This is a genomic window from Leucobacter triazinivorans (assembly GCF_004208635.1).
Lineage (GTDB): Bacteria > Actinomycetota > Actinomycetes > Actinomycetales > Microbacteriaceae > Leucobacter > Leucobacter triazinivorans.
In genome coordinates this window covers 2751823-2769654 of record NZ_CP035806.1, presented here as the reverse complement: position 1 = coordinate 2769654, position 17832 = coordinate 2751823, and the positions used below count along the sequence as shown (strand labels likewise).

Sequence of the window (17832 nt, the reverse complement as noted above, 5' to 3'; positions counted from 1 at the left end):
CACCCCGGGGCGGTGGCCCCTGCGCGCACCGCGCGAAAACGCTGGCGCGTTTTCTCTTACGCGGCACCCAGCTCCGCGCTTCGCGCGTCGCCTGAGCGCGAGGGCGCGCTCAGCGCCGTCGGCGCGCAAAGCTCCGCTTTGTTACAGCGCCCGGGGCGGTGGCCCCGGCGCGCACCGCGCGAAAACGCTGGCGCGTTTTCTCTTACGCGGCACCCGCGGGCTCGAAATCTCCGAAGAATTCCGGTTCGATACCGGCGGTCTCGAGCAGTTCGCGCGTGCGCTTCTGCCGGGTGCGCGGGATCAGGGTGATCACGAGCCCATCGTTGCCGGCGCGCCCCGTGCGGCCGGCCCGGTGCACATAGGTCTTCGCCTCGTCTGGAGGGTCCGCCTGCAGCACGAGGTCGACGTCGTCGACGTGGATCCCCCGAGCTGCCACGTCGGTCGCCACGAGCACCGCGGCGCCGCCCGACGAGAACCGCTCCAGGTTGCGCTCGCGCTTCGCCTGGCTCAGGTCCCCGTGCAGCGCCGTGACCCGCACCCCCGCCTCTGCGAGCATCTCGGCCACGCGCTCCGCATAGGCCCGGGTGCGGCAGAACACCAGCGTGCGCGCGGCTCCGGATCCGCTGCCGGAGGCGCTGCCGGAGGCGCTGCCGGAGGCGCGGCCGGGCTGCGAGACCAATTCGACGAGCGCTCGATCCTTGTGCTCGCGCAGCACGACGAGCACCCGGTGTCGCACGGTGCCCTCGCCGCTCTCCTCGGTCTCGTGCACCGCGGGGTCGCGCAAGAACTCGCCCACGAGCTCGGAGACGCCGCTGTCGAGTGTGGCCGAGAAGAGCAGCCGCTGTCCGCCGCGTTCCGTCTGGCGCAGGATCCACTGCACCGGTTCGAGGAAGCCGAGCTCGCACATGTGGTCTGCCTCGTCGATCACCGAGATCCGCACCTCACGCAGGTCGAGGCGCCGGCGCTCGACGAGATCCCGCACGCGGCCCGGCGTGCCGATGACGACGTCGACACCGCGCTCGAGCGCGTGCACCTGCGGGTCGATCGGCACGCCGCCCACCAGCTGAGCCGTGAAGAAGCCGACGGAGCGCGCGATCGGCTGCACCGTGCGATCGATCTGCAGCGCGAGCTCGCGCGTCGGGGCGAGGATCAGCGCCTTCGGCTTGCGCACTGCCCGGCGGGGTGCGCGGTCCCGACGCTCGCCGCGTTTCGGCCGTTGTCTGACGGGCGCGGGATCGCTCGCGAACGCGCCCTCCGCCTTCAGGCGCAGCAGTCGCTCCACGAGCGCGGATCCGAAGGCGATCGTCTTCCCCGATCCGGTGCGCGCGCGACCGAGCACATCCCGCCCGCGCAGCGCGTCCGGGATGGTGGCCGCCTGAATCGGGAAGGGTCGCAGCGCGCCGAGTTCGCCGAGCGTGCGCACGATGTTGCCGCCCAGGCCGAGGTCGACGAACGACACGCCCTCGGCGTCTGCCGCGGTCGTGCGTCGGGCCGTGAGGCGCTCGAAGGTGCGGCCGTGGCCAGAGGAGGCGTCGCGGCGCGGTTCTGCGCGTCCCTCTCGCGGGAGCGAGGCGGGTTTCTGGCGAGACGCTCCGTCGCTGTCGAAGGCGAAGACGCGGGCTCTTGGACGTTCTGCCGATGAGCCGCGGGTAGCATCTGCACCGCTCCCGCCGCGCTCCCGCCCCGTTGGGCGTGCGGCTCGCGGTGCATCGGGATCCAGCCGCCCCTCGGCAGGGTTCGGTCGCCTGTTGCCAGAGTCCGAACGCCTGTCGCCAGAGTCCGAACGCCTGTTGCCAGAGTCCGAACGCCTGTCGCCAGAGTCCGAACGCCTGTCGTCAGAGTCCGGCCGCCCATCGGCAGATGCGCGCCCGGCCCATCGGTTGCGCCGGCCCGGCGCACGCCCGGGCTCGTAGTTGGCGGGCGGCCGATAGCCGCGCCGTCCCTTCGCCGCCATCGCTACTCCCCCCGGCCGGTCGTCGATTCGCTCGCCCCGGAATCCTCGACCGACCCGTCGCCGTCATCGGCTCCGCGCGCCGACTCGCCGTGCTCATCGTCCTCGTCGTCGATCTCCTGCGTCGCCTGCCACATGAGCTGCTCCCAGTCGAGTTCACCCGTCACTGGCGGCGGGGCAATAGGGTCCTCGCGCCTGTACGCGGCATCGCCATGCGCGGGATCCGGCTCCGCGCCCGATTCGGCTTGCGGAACAGCACCTGGTTCAGACAGGGCTTCGTCGCCGGACTCCGGATCAGCCGCGGCTCGAGGGTCGTCTGCCGCGGTGTGCGCCTGGACGGGTTCGGGCAGCACGAGCGGCACAGACCCCGTCTCGGCAACCGCCTCGGGCAGCGGCTCAGCCTCCTCACTCAGCGGCTCAGCCTCCTCACTCAGCGCCTCAGCCTCCCCGCGCAGCGGCTCAGCCTCCTCGCGCAGCGCCTCGTCTGCAACGTCGGAGAGCGGATTCTCCGCCCCCGTAAAGCCAAGATCGGCGAGCGCCAACGACATCTGAGCAGTCTCGGGCCCTGCCTCGTCGTACTCGGTCTGGGACGCCGCCTCCGGCTCCGCGTGCGCTGCACCCTCCGGTGCATCGTGCGCTCGCGCGTGCTGGGCGGGCGCGCTGCCGGGCCCGCCTGCGGACTCGCCAGAGATCTCGGGAGCAGACAGCCCGGCGCGAAGGAGTTCTTCGAGGATCGCTTGCCGAGTCGCCTCATCGGCGACCGCGGGCACGGGCGCAGGCGTGGCCATCGGCTCCGGCACCGGCGCGGGCTCCGAATCCGGCACGGGCACCGACTCCGGCGCGTGCGCGGGCACTGACTCTGGATCGCTCGATGCCTCCACACCAGGGACGCGGTCGCCGAGCGGAGCACCGCCGTCCTCCGACGCGACGGCGAACTCCGGTTCGGATGCCTCGGTCGATCCGGCACCTCCGGCCGCTGCGGCCGCACCGGCTGTTTCCACCGAACCCGCACCCGCACCGGCGGCCGCACCGGCACCCGACACGGCACCCGCGTCAACGGCTGCCGCCGCCCCGCCCCCGCTGGGCGACGATCCCCGACGCCGCGCTCGGCGACGGCGCGCACCTCCCTCGCGTCGCCGCTCCACGACGTAGTAGAGCGTCGGCAGCACGATGAGCGTGAGGGCGGTCGACGACAGCAGGCCGCCGATCACCACCACGGCGAGCGGCTGCGAGATGAACCCGCCCTTGCCCGTGATGCCGAGCGCCATCGGCGTGAGCGCGAAGATCGTGGCGAGCGCGGTCATCACGATGGGGCGCAGACGCTGCAGCGAACCGTGCAGCACCGCGTCCCGAAGCGCGTCTCCGCGATCCCGATACTGGTTGACGAGGTCGATGAGCACAATCGCATTGGTGACCACGATGCCGATGAGCATGAGCACGCCGATGAGCGAGGCGACGCCGAGCGGGATCCCGGTGGCGATGAGCAGCAGGATCGCGCCCGTCGCGGCGAACGGCACCGACACGAGCAGCAGCAGGGGCTGCAGCAGGCTGCGGAACGTCGCCACCATCACCACGTAGACGATGAGGATCGCGGCCAGCAGCGCGAGTCCCAGCTGCTGGAACGCCTCGCCCTGCTGCGCGAGCACCCCGCCGACGCCCGCCGTCGCGCCCGCCGGCAGCTCGACGGACTCGATGACCGCATCGACCGCAGCGCCGGCCGTGCCGAGATCGTCGTCGCCCGGGAGCGCCGAGACCGTCACCATGCGCGCACCGTCCTCGGTGCGCACGGTCACCGGCCCGTCCGCGACCTCGATCTCCGCGAGCGCGTCGAGGCGTTGCGGGCCGAGCGCGGTCTGGATCTGGAGCGCGGCCACTCCGGCCTGATCGTCCGGGGCGACGCCGCTCGCGAGGTAGACGTCGACGCTGTCGGCATCCATCGTGATCCGGCCGATCTGGCGCGGCTGCATCTGCTGCGCGAGCTGGCCGGCCACTCCCGCCTCCGTGAGACCGGCGGCGGCCGCGGCGGTGCGGTCCACGGTCACGCGCAAATACGGGCGCGACTGTGCGAGGTCGCTCTCCACCTGCTGCAGCTCGGGGCTCTCCCGCAATTCGGCGGTGACGATCTCGCTGGCCTCGCGCAGCGTCTCCTGATCCGGAGCCGAGACGTTCACCTCGATGGCGCTCGACATGGCGACGCCCCCGCCAGACTGCCCCAGGGAGAACTCCCCCGCATCGTCGAGCGCGTCGACCGCGGTGCGGATATCGTCCTGCACGACCGCTTGATCAGCGTCGGGGTCGGTGGTGAGCGAGTAGCTCACCGATCCGTCTCCCCCGCCGCCGAAGAGCGCCGACATGCCGCCACCGGCACTGCCGATGGTCACCTGCACGGTCTCCACGGCAGGGACGCCTGCGAGCGCCTCCTCGACCCGCTCCGCCTGCGCCAACTGGGCGTCGAGGCTCGTGCCCGGCTCGAGGGTCTGCACGAGCCCCACCGAGTTCTGCTCGTCTGCGCCGAGGAAGTTGGTCTTCATAAGGGGGCTCGACGCAGCCGCGATGGTGGCGCCGAAGACGAGCACGGCGATGAGCATCGTGACCGCCGGCCGCCGCAGCGTCCACTCGATGATCGGTCGGTAGCCCCGCTGCAGCGCGGTGGCCCGCTCGGCCTGAGGACCGACGGCCGTGGCGCGGCGCTTGGGGCGATCGCCGCGCAGGAACCAGTATGCGAGCACCGGAACGATCGTGAGCGAGACGAACAGAGACGCCGCGAGCGCGATCGTCACCGTGAATGCGAACGGCCGGAAGAGCTCGCCGACCATGCCCTCGACGAACGCCATCGGCAGGAAGACCGCGACCGTGGTGATGGTCGAGGCGGTGATCGCCCCCGCCACCTCGCGCACGGCCTCGATGATGGTGCGCATCCGGTCGCCGCCGTCGGCCATGTGCCGTTTGATGTTCTCGATGACCACGATGGAGTCGTCTACGACGCGGCCGATGGAGATGGTGAGCGCGCCGAGCGTCAGCAGGTTGAGGCTGTACTCGGCGAAGTTGAGACCGACGAAGGTGAGCAGCACCGAGGTTGGGATCGAGATCGCGGTGACGAGCGTCGCACGCACCGAGAGCAGGAAGACGAGGATCACGAGCACGGCGAACACGAGGCCCAGGAGCCCCTCGGTGGTGAGGGTGTGGATCGACTCCTCGATGTAGGGTGCCTGGTCGAAGATCACGGTGAGCGTTGCGCCGTCCAGCTGATCCTGCAGCTCGTCGAGGGTCTCCTGCACCGCGTGCGACACCTCCACGGTGTTCGCCGCCGACACCTTGGTCACCGCGATCGTGAGCGCGGGCGCTCCGTCGACACGGGAGATGCTCTGCTGAGGCCCCGGCTCGAGGCGCACGTCTGCGACGTCGCCGATGGTGAGCGGCGTCGCGGGGGCGAGAGGTTCAGCGGACGGGTCTGCGGCCGGAAACCCCTGCCCGGGCAGCTGCGAAGCCTCGAGGATCGCCTGCTGCTCGGCGGCGATCGCCTCGGCGCTGCGAGGGATCGGGAGTGCAGCGATCTCGTCGGCCGACTGCAGCGTCGAGCCCGCCTGCACGGCGAGCGTGCGCTCCCCGTCCTCTACCGTACCCGCGGCGACGAGCACACCGCTCTGCTGCAGCGCGTCGGTGATCGCCTGCTCCCCGATGCCCTGTGCGGCGAGGGCTGCGGGGTCGGGTTCGATCGTGACGCGGTCCTCTCTCACCCCGGTCAGCTGCGCCTCGCGCACCCCGTCGAGGTCGCTGAGATCCGGGATCGCGACGCGTTCGACGAGCTGCGCTGCCTGCTCGGGCGTCTCTCCCTCGGGCGGGGTGACGGCGATCTGGATCACGGGGAAATCGTCGATCCCGCCGGTGAGCACTTGCGTGTCGCTCTGTTCGGGCAGCAGCTGCGAGATGCGGCTGATCGCGCGTTCCACCTTCTGCTCCGTGGCGGCGAGGTCGACGCCGTAGGTGAACTCGGCGAGCACCATCGACGAGCCCGTGCTCGACGTCGCGGTCGTGCTCTCCAGATTCGGTACCGCGCGCAACGCGGTCTCGACGGGGCCGGAGACGTCGTTGTTGACGACCTCTGGCGACGCACCCGGATAGGCGGTGACCACCGCGATCGTGGGGAACTCCACGGATGGCATGAGTTCCTGCTTGAGCGACCCGACGCCGATGAAGCCGAACACGGCGGCGACGACGGTGACCAGGGCGATCAGTGCGCGATTCTTGAGGCTGAACGCCGTGAGCAGGTGCATGCGAACGATTATTTCATGCACCGCCGACAGTCAGGATCGGGACCGCGCCCCTCCGTATCGCGCGATAATGCTGTGCATGCCGATGCCTCGAAACCGCCGCGCACAGCGCACGCTGGGAGCCGTCACCCCCGCCGACTTCGAACGGCTCGCCGAGCTGCGCCGGATGCAGGGCATCGCGCTCGCGCTGCTGCTCGCCATGGCTGCGGTGTTCGTCGTGTCGTTCGCGCTGCAGGAGCGCTACCCGTGGCTCGGCTTCGTCCGGGCCGCGAGCGAGGGAGGGATGGTCGGCGCGCTCGCCGACTGGTTCGCCGTCACCGCGATCTTCAGGCGACCGCTCGGCCTGCCCATCCCCCACACGAACCTCATCTCGAACAAGAAGGACGACATCGGTGCCGGCCTCGGCTCGTTCATCGAAGAGAACTTCCTCGCCGACGAGGTCGTGCACGACAAGCTCTCCCGGATCAGCGGCGCGCGCGCCGCTGGGCAGTGGCTCGAGCAGCGCGCCAACGCCGAGCGCGCCGGCGACATGCTGGCGAGCGCGACGCTCGGCGCGCTCGCCGTCGTGAGCGACGACGACGTGCAAGAGCTCATCGAAGCCCTGGTACGACGCCACGTCGTCGATCCGGAGTGGGGCCCGTTGCTCGGGCGCGCCGCCGAGTCGTTCCTCGACGGCGGGCACCACGAGGCGTTGATCGACATCGCCGCGAACCGCTTCGAGGAGTGGCTGGTCGGTCATCCCGAAGCGTTCGATCGAATCGTCTCCTCCCGCATGCCGACCTGGGTACCGAGCGCGGTGAACCGCTTCGTCGACGACAGGCTGCACGCCGAGGCCGTGCGTTTCGCGCAGCACGTCGCCGCCGAGCCCGAGCACCCGTTCCGCCTGGCAGTCGGACGCTTCCTCTCGGATCTCGCCCGCGATCTCCAGCGGGAGGAGCAGCTGCAGGCGCAGCTCGAGCGGTTCAAGCACGAGGTATTCGACAGTCCGCGCATCCGCGCCCTGGCCGCCAGCACGTGGGAGGCCGCCCGCACCGCGCTCGAGGAGATGCTCGAGGATCCGGACAGCGAGCTGCGGCGGCGGATCACCGGAGCGCTGCAGGATTTCGGCCGCAAGCTGCTCGCGGATCCCACCCTGCAGTACAAGATCGATGTCTGGGTGATGAGCGTGGTGGAGCACCTCGTGCGCAACTACCGGCACGACCTGGCGAACGTCGTATCGGAGACGGTGCAGCGCTGGGACGCGCAAGAGGCCGCGGAGAAGATCGAGCTGCAGGTGGGCAGGGACCTGCAGTTCATCCGGATCAACGGCACGGTCGTCGGATCCCTCGCGGGTCTCGCCATCTACTCGATCGCGACGCTGGTCGCCTCCGCGTTCCCCGTGCGCTGATCGCTCTCCCCCGGCTCGCCCCGGCTCGCCCGGCCGGCTCGCCGGCTCGCCGGCCCGCCCGAGCCGAGAACCGTGGGCCGTGGACCGTGGGCCGAGGGCCGAGGGCCGAGCCTGATCTTCGCGCGTCAGTAGTTGTTGGCAAAACTCGTGGGAAGCAGCGACAACTGGCGCGCGAAGTGCGGGGCAGGCCGGGTTGTGAGGGGCGAGCCGGGCGGGCCGGACCGGGGCGCGGCGAGGCGACGGGCCGGGCAGGCGGGCCGGGCAGGCGGGCCGGGCCGGGATGTGTGGGGGCAAGCCGGGCGGACCGGGCGGGCCGTGGGGACGGACAACCCGGGCCGGGGCGGGGCGGGGCGCGGCGAGCAGAGGCGGGGATCGGCTACTGCGCGTAGGCGACCGGGAGCAGCATGTCCTGCACACGATCGCCGGCGGCCGTGTGGTCCGACCGGGTCGCGATCGCGCAGCGCTCGACCCGGCAGTCGAGCGTCTCGCCCACCGGGCTCGGGACGGTCAGCTCGACCTCGAACGATCCATCGGCGCCGTAGTCGTGGGTGGCGAAGGCGCGCCAGGCCCAATCGTCCGTGACCCAGGCGCTCGACAGCCCGCTCGCCTCGGCCTCGCCGGTCTGGGCGCCCTCCGGGATCCCGCCGAGACAGGGGCCGGGCTTCTGGTCCGGAGCATCCGGAATCGCGCAGATCGCGACATATATGCCGATCCCGGCATCGAAGCCGTCCCCGGTTACGATCACCCGTTGCCCGGGGCGCAGCGCGGAGAGATCCGCGGGTCCACCTTCGGGCCCTGCCGCCGCCAGCACCCGGGTACGTCCGTCAGCCCCCGTCGCGCTCGACTCGGAGACATATTCCGTCGGGAGATCCTGACCCGAACCCCCTGCGCTCCGGTGCATGAGGATCGGGAGGAGCACGGCCAGGACCCCCACGAGCACCAGGGCAGCGATCACCAGCACCGCGATGAGCACGATCCTGAACGGGCGCCGCGAAGTCATTCCTTCATCGTAATGGCCCCGCTGCTGGGTTCGACCGACCATGCTAGAATCTGCTCCATACGTCTAGTGAATTGGTACTGCCTCGCGGTGTTCTACCGCGGGGCCTGAATGTGTAAGGGGGTCACGCATGGGGCGCGGCCGTCAGAAGGCAAAGCACACCAAGGTAGCCAGGGAGTTGAAGTACTTCAGCCCCAATACGGACCTCTCCGAGCTCGAGCGGGAGCTCGCCAGGAACGCCGAGCGCAACGCGAACGAGGACCCCTGGGAAGAGTACGCGAGCAAGTACAACACCGAGGACGACGACGAGCGCTGAGCGCCGTCGTCTCCGAGACGCGAAAGGGCCGCTCCCCTGGAAGCGGCCCTTTCGCCGTTGCGGTCAGCCCTGCGCGCCCTGCGCGCCCTGCGCCGCGACAGCCGCTGCGCCCGCTGCAGCCGCTTCGGGATCGAGGTAGCGGCCCGGGCCCGCCGGCACGCCGCGATCGTCGATCTCGTACACGAGCGGCATGCCCGTCGGGATGTTCAGGCCGGCGATGTCGGCGTCCGAGATGCCGTCGAGGTGCTTCACCAGCGCGCGCAACGAGTTGCCGTGCGCAGTGATGAGCACGGTCTTGCCCGAGGTGAGGTCGGGCAGGATCTCGCCCTCCCAGTAGGGCACGAGGCGCTCGATGACGTCCTTCAGGCACTCGGTCCGCGGCGGCTCGCCGTCGATCCCCGCGTAGCGGGGATCCCGCGACTGCGACCACTCGCTCGAGTCCTCCAGCGCCGGCGGCGGGGTGTCGAAGGAGCGGCGCCACTCCATGAACTGCTCCTCGCCGTACTGCTGCAGCGTCTCGGCCTTATCGAGGCCCTGCAGCGCACCGTAGTGGCGCTCATTGAGCCGCCAGGAGCGTCGTACCGGGATCCACAGGCGATCAGCGGTGTCGAGCGCCAGATTGGCGGTCTGAATCGCCCGGCTGAGCACGGAGGTGTAGAGCACGTCGGGCAGCAGGCCCGCATCCGCGAGCAGTTCGCCGGCTCGCGCCGCCTCGCCGCGACCCAGTTCCGTGAGCCGCACATCGACCCAGCCGGTGAACAGGTTCTTCTGGTTCCACTCGCTCTGGCCGTGGCGGAGCAGGATCAGCGTATTCGTCATGATTCCAGTCTATCCAGCCGCGGCGGCACGCTCAGCGCGGACCTCAGAGGCGCTTGAGTCGTGGGATCTCGCGCACCGATCCTGCACCGACGGGAACGATGACCTCCTGGGCCGCGGCGATGATCTCGCCCGGCGCAGCTCCGGGATCCCCGCCATCTGCCCCGCCGCGCACCTCCAGGCGCGCGTCCTCATCCACGGAACGCTTCAGCAGCGCGAGCGCGATACCTCCCCACTCGTGGTGCAGCACGGACCGCGTCACCCGGCCGACCGGACGCGCGTCGGCTTCTCCGGCAGTCCCGGCAAGATACACGAGCGCGCCCGGCACCGGCAGCTCGCCGCCCGAGCCGTCCAGGTGCAGCATCGCGAGCCGACGCGGGGGATGACCGAGGTTGTGCACCTTCGCCACCGTCTCCTGCCCCCGGTAGCACCCCTTCGTCAGGTGCACGGATGTGCGCAGCCAGTCGAATTCGTGCGGGATCGCGCGCTCGTCGACATCGGCGTGCTGCGCAGGGCGCCAGGCGCGCACCTCGAGCGCGTCGAGGGCCAGCAGTCCGGCCGCGCGCAGTCGCTCGGCGCCCCGCACCGACGCAGCGGCCGAACCCGCCACGAGACTCGCGATCTCGGCGAGCCGTTCGCGCGGGAAGACGAACTGCGCCGCACTCCACGCCTCGGCGGGATGCTCTCCGGTCGCGTACTGCACGCCGCCCGGCGCCACCTCCGCCCACGGGTCGCGCCACTCCACGATCGGCTGGGCCGCGCGCAGCGCCTCGGCCGCGGGCCCCGCGAACGCCAGCACCGCCGCGAACTCGGACGAGACGTCGTGCACGTCGACGCGCAACGCGAATCGCATGCGCAGCAGGAACGCGACGAGCGGCTCGGCGGATCCCTCATCGACCAGCAGCCAGCTCCGCTCGCCGTCGTCGACCAAGCGGATCGCCCGCTCGATCCGCCCATTTGCGTCGAGCAGCAGCGTCTCGACGCTCTCCCCCGGTCGCAGGCCCAGCAGCTGCTGACTCGTCATCGAGTGCAGCCAGCTCAGCCGATCGGCGCCCGAGACGGTGACCACTCCCCGGTGGGAGAGATCGACCACGGCGCGACCCGCTTCGAGCGCGCGCTGCTCTGGCAGCGGCTCGCCGTAATGGGCTGCGACACCGGTTGCCGGATCGGCGACGGCGCCGGACAGATCGAGGAACGGGTTCATCGTTCGTCGCGCGAATCGCGCCGGCAGGGGCTCAGCGCTGTCCCTTGAAGAGCTTGTAGATGACCGTGCCGGAGACCCAAGCGATGGCCAGCGAGGCCAGACCGAGAAGTCCGAGGAAGAAGAGTTCGAGCGCGAGAAGCATGCCGTCAGTCTACACCGAGCGTGATCGAGCGGGACCGCGAGCGATCCGCCGGGTCAGCCGATCAGCAGGCCGATCACGTCGATCACCGCGATCACCAGCACGGATCCCGCCACGCTGAACGCGACTCTCGTGATGAAGCCCTCGCGCTGCGCCGTGCCGATCTGCAGCCCGAACGTGACGAGCGTGCTCACCCCGATCGCGAAGGCGAGCCACGAGAACCGCGCCTCCCCGGAGACGAAGATCGTCACGAGCACCCCGATCACCGCGGCCACCGCCCACGCCACGATCAGGCGCGGGATGTGCCAGGAGTGCGCGGTCGGCATCTCCGGAACGTCTTCGGGTGTGCTCACCCCTCCATCCTCCCATACGCGCTGCCGCAGCCGCCGGGTAACCTCGGCGAAACGGTAGCGAAACAGAGCCCGCAGTACTATTGCCTCGGAACGAACGAACAGTAAAGGGAGGCGGATCGATGCTGCTGCTCTGCCTGACCGATCGCGATCCGGCGGACTCCCTCCCCGGCCTCGACCTGCTGCCCCACGAGGTGCGCACGTCACCGCTCTCGCTCCGCGTGCCGGAGACGATGGCGGAGCGCTTCGACGCGATCCTCATCGATGGAACACTCGACGCGCGACGCGCGCGCTCGGCGTGCCTCGGCCTCGCGGACGGGGCCGCCACACCGCGCGTCGTCGTGCTGCCCGAGGTGGCCCTCACGGCCCTGACGACCGAGTGGGGGGTGAGCGAGCTGCTGCTCCCCACGGCCAGTCCCGCCGAGATCGAGCTGCGCCTGCGCCTGCTCGAGCAGCCCGCCACAGCTGCACCCCCGCCCGCGGTCCAGGCCGCGGGCGTTGTCATTGACGAATCGAATTTCACCGCCAGGCTCTTCGGCCGGCCGCTCGATCTCACGTACAAGGAGTTCGAGCTGCTGCACTTCCTCGCCGCGCACCCGGGCCGCGTGTTCACCCGCGAGCAGCTGCTCAGCGAGGTCTGGGGCACCGACTACTTCGGGGGCACGCGTACGGTCGACGTGCACGTGCGGCGCCTGCGGGCGAAGCTCGGGGATCACGAGGGGCTCATCAGCACGGTGCGCGGGGTGGGATACGGATTCGCGCGCGCACGGGTCGAGGACGAGGAGTAGCGACGCGGCCGCGGGGCGCGGGGCAGGCCCACGGGGCACGACAGGCATGCGGATCACGGGTCGCCGAAGACCCCGGAAGGGTAGCCTGGTCACCCGAGACGTCGATCACCGAGAGGGAGCGCGAACATGCGGCAGCGGCTGGAGGCTCACGAGGCGACCGAGGATCGGGATTTCGAGCTGGCCCGCGCCGTCATCGCCGACGCGGAGGCCGCCGACGGGGCGTCCCCCATCTCCGATCAGGCAGTGCTCGCGGCGGTGCAGCGGCAACGCCGCCTCCTGCTCCTCACCGAACCCGAGGCGGCCCCGCTGCCCGCGGCCGTCGGCGTGATCGGCCAGGGCGAGGTCGACCTCGTCGTGCACCCGGACGCCCGGCGCCGCGGCATCGGCACGGCCGCGCTCGACGCACTGCTCGAGGGAGCGGCCGGAACGGAGCTGCGCGCGTGGGCGCACGGCGAGAACCCGGACGCGGAAGCGCTCCTGCGGCGGGCGGGATTCTCGCCCGTGCGCTCCCTGTATCGCATGATGCTGGATCCCGCGCTGCTGCCGGGTGAGGGTGCCGACCCGCTCGCGCTGCCGACGCCCGCGGGCCTGCGGCTGCGACCCTACGACCCCGCGCGCCCCGGCGATGCGGCGGCGTGGGTGCGCGCGAACGCCGCGGCCTTCGCCGCGCACCCCGAGCAGGGGCGCATCACCGAGGCCGACTTCGCGCTCATGCGGGAGGAGGCATGGTTCGATCCTGAGGATCTCATCCTGCTCGCCGAAGAGCCCGGCGACGAGCTCGCCGGCTCCACCTGGATCAAGACCCTGCGCGCCGACAGCGGCGAGGTCGACGAGTGCGAGCTCTACGCCGTGGGAGTGCGTCCCGAATACGCCGGTCGCGGGCTGGGCGCACTGCTGCTCGAGGCGACGCTCGCCCGCATGGCGCAGCGCCGCCCGCAGCGCGTGAGCCTCTACGTCGACGGGGAGAACGAACGGGCGGTGCGCCTGTACGAGCACGCGTCGTTCACCATCGATTCACGCAGCCGTCAGTGGGCGAGGCCTGCTTCGCGAGCGGTCGATGCCAGAATGGACCCATGAGCGAAGAGCACACCGAGACCACGGGCGTCGACGCGGTGCCGGCGGTCGGCCTCGCCGAGGAGCTGCCGGCCGACCGTTACATCGACCGCGAGCTGAGCTGGTTGGCGTTCAATCAGCGGGTGCTCGAGCTCGCCGAGGACCCGTCGGTGCCCCTGCTCGAACGCGCCAACTTCCTCGCCATCTTCGCCGCGAACCTCGACGAGTTCTTCATGGTGCGGGTCGCCGGTCTGCGGCGGCGCATCGTGACCGGGCTCGCCGTCCCCACCAACGTGGGCAGGGCCCCCACCGACGTGCTCGCCGACATCAACCGCACCGCTTACGAGCTGCAGCTGCGGCACGCGCGCTGCTTCAGCGAGCAGGTACAGCCCGAACTCGCCGCGGCCGGCGTGCGCATCGTCGACTGGGAGCAACTCGACGACGCGGATCGCGAGATCCTCACCGACTACTACGAGCACCACATCTACCCGGTGCTCATGCCGCTCGCGGTGGATCCGGCGCACCCCTTCCCCTACATCTCGGGACGCGCGCTCAACCTGTCGATCCGCGTGCGCAACCCGCGCAGCGACAAGGTGGAGTTCGCCAGGCTCAAGGTGCCGCAGATGATCCCGCGCTACGTGCGCGTGGACCGCCGCGAGAGCGCCGACGACGTGCGCTTCATTCCGCTCGAGGGCCTCATCGCGAATCAGCTCGACGGCCTCTTCCCCGGCATGGAGGTGCTCGACCACCACGTGTTCCGCGTCACCCGCAACGAGGACATGGAGATCGAGGAGGACGAGACCGAGAACCTCATCCAGGCACTCGAGAAGGAGCTGCTGCGGCGGCGCTTCGGCCCGCCGATCCGCCTGGAGATCTCGGACGACATGGACGAGGCCACGCTCGAGTTGCTCGTGCGCGAGTTCGACATCGACGAGCAGCAGGTCTACACGCTGCCCGCGCCGCTCGACCTGAGCGGCCTCTTCGCCCTCACGCGCGTCGCGCGCCCCGACCTGAAGTTCAAGCCGCACATCCCGGTCACCGCGCCCCAGTTCCGCACCAGCTCGCCCAGCGAGAAGCCCGACACGTTCTCGGCGATCGCTCGCCGCGAGGTGCTCGTGCACCACCCCTACGAGTCGTTCTCGACGAGTGTGCAGGCGTTCGTCGAGCAGGCGGCCACCGATCCCGACGTGCTCGCGATCAAGCAGACGCTGTACCGCACCTCGGGCGACAGCCCCATCGTCGCGGCGCTCATCAAGGCGGCGGAGGCGGGCAAGCAGGTGCTTGCGCTCGTCGAGGTGAAGGCCCGCTTCGACGAAGAGGCCAACATCACCTGGGCCCGCAAGCTCGAGCAGGCCGGTGTGCACGTGGTGTACGGCCTCGTCGGGCTGAAGACCCACTGCAAGCTCGTCCAGGTGATCCGAGACGAGGGCGGCCGCCTGGCGCACTACTGCCATATCGGCACGGGCAACTACAACCCGAAGACCAGCCGCATCTACGAGGACTTCGGTCTCTTCACCGCGTCGCCCGAGGTGGGGCGCGACGTGACGAAGCTGTTCAACGTGCTCTCCGGCTACGCCATCGAGACCGACTACGACCGGCTGCTCGTCGCCCCGCTCCAGCTGCGCAGCGGTCTGCTCGAGCGCATCGAGCGCGAGGCCGAGCACGCGCGCGCCGGCCGCCCGAGCGGCATCAAGCTCAAGGCCAATTCGATGGTCGACGAGGCGATCATCGACGCGCTCTACCGCGCCAGCCAGGCGGGCGTGCCCATCGAGATCTGGGTGCGAGGCATCTGCTCTATCCGCGCCGGGGTGCCCGGACTGTCCGAACGCATCGGCGTGCGCTCCATCCTGGGCCGGTACCTCGAGCACTCCCGGATCTACTCGTTCGAGAACGCGGGCGAGCGCGAAACCTTCATCGGCAGCGCCGATCTCATGCACCGCAATCTCGACCGCAGGATCGAGGTGCTCGTGCAGCTCACGGACCGGGAGCATCTCGCACGGATCGACCGCTTCTTCGGCTTCGCGTTCAGCGACGAGGTCTCGTCGTGGCGCATGCTGCCCGACGGCAGCTGGATGCGACGCGAGGTGAGCGAGGAGGGCGAACCCCTGCCCGATCTGCAGGATCTCGTGATGACCGATCGCACCGAGGCCCGGTCGCGGAGGCCCCGGTGAGCGGAGGCTCCAAGCAGGCCCCGCAGGAGGAGGTGCTCGCCGCCGGCACGGTGTGCTGGCGCCGGGTCTTCGACGATCACGGCGACGCGCGCATCCTGGTCCTCCTGATCCACCGCACCAAGCAGCGCGACGTGTCGTTCCCCAAGGGCAAGCTCGATCCGGGCGAGAGCATGCCCCAGGCCGCGGTGCGCGAGACGATGGAGGAGACCGGCCTCGGGGTCGCTCTCGGGATCAACCTGGGCACGATCCACTACGAGTTGAGCGGCAACCGCACCAAGACCGTGCAGTACTGGGCCGCCAAGGTGCGCGAGGAGACGATCGAGAGCTCGACGTTCACCCCGAACCGCGAGGTCGAGGCGATCGAGTGGGTGCCGCTCGAGACTGCGCGCAAGCGTCTCAGCTACAAGGCGGATCGCGAGCTGTTCGACGTGTTCCTGCGCCTCGCGTCGCGCGATCTGATCGACTCGTTCTCCGTCACTCTGCTGCGACACGCCAAGGCCGAGCCCCGACGCGGTTCGGGGCGCGCCGACCACCTGCGGCGTCTCACCCCGGCGGGCGAGGAGCAGGCCGAGATCCTGGCCCCTATCCTGGCGGCGTTCGGGCCCCGCCGCATCTACTCGTCCACGGCGACGCGCTGCCTCGCCACCGTCGCACCGCTCGCGACGTTGCTGCGCAAGCGCGTGCGCGCCAAGCGCTCGCTCAGCCAGGACGCGTGGGACGAGGGCGACCTGACGACGCTGCGACGCCGGATCGGCAAGATCGTCGCCCGCGGCAAGAACGCGGTGGTCTGCAGTCATCGCCCCGTGCTCCCGGATCTCGCACGCGAACTCATGCAGGCCACGGGGAGTCGCCCCGGCGCCTATCTCAACGCCTCGGCCTCGCTTCCGCCGGCCGGGTTCTCGGTGTTCCACTTCTCGCGCCACCACCCCGACGCCGGGATCCTCGGCGTCGAGACCTACCCGCTGGAGCACTGAGCCCCGCGGTGCCGATGGCGAGGCCGGGTGCGGCGAGGCCGGGTGCGGCGGGTGCCGCGGGTGCGGCGGGTGCGGCGGGCGCCGCGGGTGCGGCCGGTGCGGTTCAGACGCACGCACCTGTGGAGACCGGAGCCCCGAGCTCGGGCGCGAGCGCCAGCACCGGCGCGAGCTCCTCCATCGAGAGGGCGTAGCCCACGTTCGGCGCGGCTTCGCCGCGCGCGAAGATCATGCCCGCCACCGCCCCGTCGCCGGTGAGCAACGGCCCCCCGGAGTTGCCGGGCTCCACGAGTCCCGCGATGCGGATCATCGAGCGGGTGACGGCTGCCGTGCCGGAGATGTCGGTGGCCACGGCGGGCCCGGCCGAGAGTACCGCGGCACTGCGCGACACGAAAGGACCGCCGTAGGGGTGCCCCTGGAAGAACACGGTCGACCCCGGCGCCGGAGTCGCACTGAACGGCAGCGGCGGTGCACCGATGCCGTCAGCGGAGAGCACCGCGATGTCGGCGTCCGGATCGAAGTAGACGACGTCGGCCGAGCGCGGCAGCTCGTTCCTCGCCTCGACGACGACCTCGGCGGCACCCGCGACGACGTGCGCGTTCGTCATCACGAGTCCCTGGTCGATGACGAAGCCGCTGCCGGTGCTCGACGTGCTGCACGCCGGCGCACTCGTGGTGATCCGGAGCACCGACGCCGACGCCGTGCGCAGAGGCTCCGTCTCCGCATCGGTATCGGGCACTTCGGCGTCGACGATCCCGGCCGCGTCGAGCACGGTCGGGATCCCGTCCTCGATCGCGATCGACCGGATCCGCGCCAGCGCCGACTGGACGGGCGCCGGGACGGCCTGCTCGAGCGCGCGCAGCACGGTCGATGACGACACCGCCTGCGTGGCGCCGGGCACACCCGTGCTCCCCACGCTCATCGAGAGGATCAGCAGCACAGCGATCGACGTGACGAGACCGGCCGCGCCGCCGAGCAGACGATCGACGATGCCCAGACCCACCCGATGCACGGGGCGGCGCACGGCCCGCGCGATCATCTCTCCGATGGTGATGCCGATGAGGATCACAGCGAGCCCGGCCGCGAGCGCCGCCGCGACGTTCCAGCCCGCTGCGGGCACCCGCGCCGAGACGATCGGCATCACGATGAGCGCGGCCGCTCCGCCCGCCACGATTCCGGCCACCGTGCCGAGTGCGCGCAGCAGGCCGCGTGCGAGGCCGGACGCCACCGCGGCGACGATGACGATCACCACGACGACGTCGATGATGAGACCGACAGACATGCGCCTACTCTACGAAGCGAAACCGGGAGATGCGTGGAGGAGTCGGCCCGGAGTTGTGGATCCTGCGACTCGTGCCTCGCGCAGGATGACGGGACTCGTGCCTCGCGCAGGATGACGGGACTCGTGCCTCGCGCAG

The 17832-nt window shown here is 70.8% G+C and carries 13 protein-coding genes and 1 pseudogene; 6 read left to right on the top strand and 8 right to left on the bottom strand.

What is annotated here, in order from left to right; all coding sequences use genetic code 11:
* Positions 1-202 precede the first annotated feature (202 nt).
* The 3 genes and pseudogenes from EVS81_RS12470 to EVS81_RS12465 form a co-directional block, all read right to left on the bottom strand.
* Positions 203-1459: a DEAD/DEAH box helicase gene (locus EVS81_RS12470; protein WP_276319066.1), complete on the bottom strand. Its 1257-nt coding sequence runs from the start codon at positions 1457-1459 to the stop codon at positions 203-205.
* A gap of 320 nt (positions 1460-1779) precedes the next feature.
* Positions 1780-1854, bottom strand: a pseudogene (locus EVS81_RS16265) (hypothetical protein); the annotation flags it as partial.
* A 102-nt stretch (positions 1855-1956) separates the two neighbouring features.
* The gene (locus EVS81_RS12465) at positions 1957-6225 is read right to left on the bottom strand and encodes an efflux RND transporter permease subunit (RefSeq protein WP_130110671.1); all 4269 of its coding nucleotides are present in this window, start codon (positions 6223-6225) and stop codon (positions 1957-1959) included.
* A 76-nt stretch (positions 6226-6301) separates the two neighbouring features.
* Here EVS81_RS12465 and EVS81_RS12460 point away from each other — a divergent pair, with 76 nt between their 5' ends.
* Positions 6302-7609: a DUF445 domain-containing protein gene (locus tag EVS81_RS12460; RefSeq protein WP_240739845.1), complete on the top strand. Its 1308-nt coding sequence runs from the start codon at positions 6302-6304 to the stop codon at positions 7607-7609.
* Positions 7610-7985: 376 nt separating this feature from the next.
* Here the strand turns inward: EVS81_RS12460 and EVS81_RS12455 are convergent, their stop codons facing one another.
* Positions 7986-8609: a hypothetical protein gene (locus EVS81_RS12455; RefSeq protein ID WP_130110670.1), complete on the bottom strand. Its 624-nt coding sequence runs from the start codon at positions 8607-8609 to the stop codon at positions 7986-7988.
* A 127-nt stretch (positions 8610-8736) separates the two neighbouring features.
* On the opposite strand from EVS81_RS12455, the gene EVS81_RS12450 reads away from it, so the two are divergent.
* Entirely contained in the window at positions 8737-8922 is a 186-nt protein-coding gene (locus EVS81_RS12450) for a DUF3073 domain-containing protein (RefSeq protein WP_130110669.1), read from the top strand.
* Positions 8923-8985: 63 nt separating this feature from the next.
* On the opposite strand, the gene EVS81_RS12445 is transcribed toward EVS81_RS12450, so the two are convergent.
* The 3 genes from EVS81_RS12445 to EVS81_RS12435 all read right to left on the bottom strand — a co-directional run bounded on the left by EVS81_RS12445 (position 8986) and on the right by EVS81_RS12435 (position 11434).
* Complete coding sequence (locus tag EVS81_RS12445) at positions 8986-9741, bottom strand: phosphoglyceromutase (protein ID WP_130110668.1); 756 nt, start codon at positions 9739-9741, stop codon at positions 8986-8988.
* A 43-nt stretch (positions 9742-9784) separates the two neighbouring features.
* Complete coding sequence (gene ygfZ / locus EVS81_RS12440) at positions 9785-10942, bottom strand: CAF17-like 4Fe-4S cluster assembly/insertion protein YgfZ (RefSeq protein ID WP_130110667.1); 1158 nt, start codon at positions 10940-10942, stop codon at positions 9785-9787.
* Positions 10943-11137: 195 nt separating this feature from the next.
* The gene (locus tag EVS81_RS12435) at positions 11138-11434 is read right to left on the bottom strand and encodes a hypothetical protein (protein WP_240739844.1); all 297 of its coding nucleotides are present in this window, start codon (positions 11432-11434) and stop codon (positions 11138-11140) included.
* Positions 11435-11553: 119 nt separating this feature from the next.
* Between EVS81_RS12435 and EVS81_RS12430 the strand changes: the two genes are divergently transcribed.
* From EVS81_RS12430 to EVS81_RS12415, 4 genes are all read left to right on the top strand, one after another.
* Positions 11554-12219: a winged helix-turn-helix transcriptional regulator gene (locus EVS81_RS12430; protein ID WP_130110666.1), complete on the top strand. Its 666-nt coding sequence runs from the start codon at positions 11554-11556 to the stop codon at positions 12217-12219.
* Between the two features lie 126 nt (positions 12220-12345).
* Positions 12346-13296 carry a mycothiol synthase gene (gene mshD, locus EVS81_RS12425; protein ID WP_130110665.1) on the top strand — a complete coding sequence of 317 codons (951 nt, stop codon included), beginning with the start codon at positions 12346-12348 and terminating at the stop codon, positions 13294-13296.
* Positions 13293-15443, top strand: coding sequence for an RNA degradosome polyphosphate kinase (locus EVS81_RS12420; protein ID WP_130110664.1), 2151 nt, complete (start codon positions 13293-13295; stop codon positions 15441-15443). The genes mshD and EVS81_RS12420 overlap by 4 nt, the downstream gene beginning before the upstream one ends.
* Positions 15440-16417, top strand: coding sequence for an NUDIX hydrolase (locus EVS81_RS12415; protein WP_130110663.1), 978 nt, complete (start codon positions 15440-15442; stop codon positions 16415-16417). Before EVS81_RS12420 ends, EVS81_RS12415 begins: the two co-directional genes overlap by 4 nt.
* A gap of 103 nt (positions 16418-16520) precedes the next feature.
* Here EVS81_RS12415 and EVS81_RS12410 read toward each other — a convergent pair whose 3' ends face one another.
* A complete protein-coding gene (locus EVS81_RS12410) occupies positions 16521-17696 on the bottom strand; it encodes a MarP family serine protease (protein WP_130110662.1) in 1176 nt (391 codons plus the stop codon).
* Between the last annotated feature and the right edge of the window lie 136 nt (positions 17697-17832).

Bases quoted from the DNA above. Each gene is read 5' to 3' on its own strand.
- EVS81_RS12465 (WP_130110671.1), bottom strand. From the start codon at position 6,225: ATGCACCTGCTCACGGCGTTCAGCCTCAAGAATCGCGCACTGATCGCC.
- EVS81_RS12460 (WP_240739845.1), top strand. From the start codon at position 6,302: ATGCCGATGCCTCGAAACCGCCGCGCACAGCGCACGCTGGGAGCCGTC.
- EVS81_RS12455 (WP_130110670.1), bottom strand. From the start codon at position 8,609: ATGACTTCGCGGCGCCCGTTCAGGATCGTGCTCATCGCGGTGCTGGTG.
- EVS81_RS12450 (WP_130110669.1), top strand. From the start codon at position 8,737: ATGGGGCGCGGCCGTCAGAAGGCAAAGCACACCAAGGTAGCCAGGGAG.
- EVS81_RS12445 (WP_130110668.1), bottom strand. From the start codon at position 9,741: ATGACGAATACGCTGATCCTGCTCCGCCACGGCCAGAGCGAGTGGAAC.
- ygfZ (WP_130110667.1), bottom strand. From the start codon at position 10,942: ATGAACCCGTTCCTCGATCTGTCCGGCGCCGTCGCCGATCCGGCAACC.
- EVS81_RS12430 (WP_130110666.1), top strand. From the start codon at position 11,554: ATGCTGCTGCTCTGCCTGACCGATCGCGATCCGGCGGACTCCCTCCCC.
- mshD (WP_130110665.1), top strand. From the start codon at position 12,346: ATGCGGCAGCGGCTGGAGGCTCACGAGGCGACCGAGGATCGGGATTTC.
- EVS81_RS12420 (WP_130110664.1), top strand. From the start codon at position 13,293: ATGAGCGAAGAGCACACCGAGACCACGGGCGTCGACGCGGTGCCGGCG.
- EVS81_RS12410 (WP_130110662.1), bottom strand. From the start codon at position 17,696: ATGTCTGTCGGTCTCATCATCGACGTCGTCGTGGTGATCGTCATCGTC.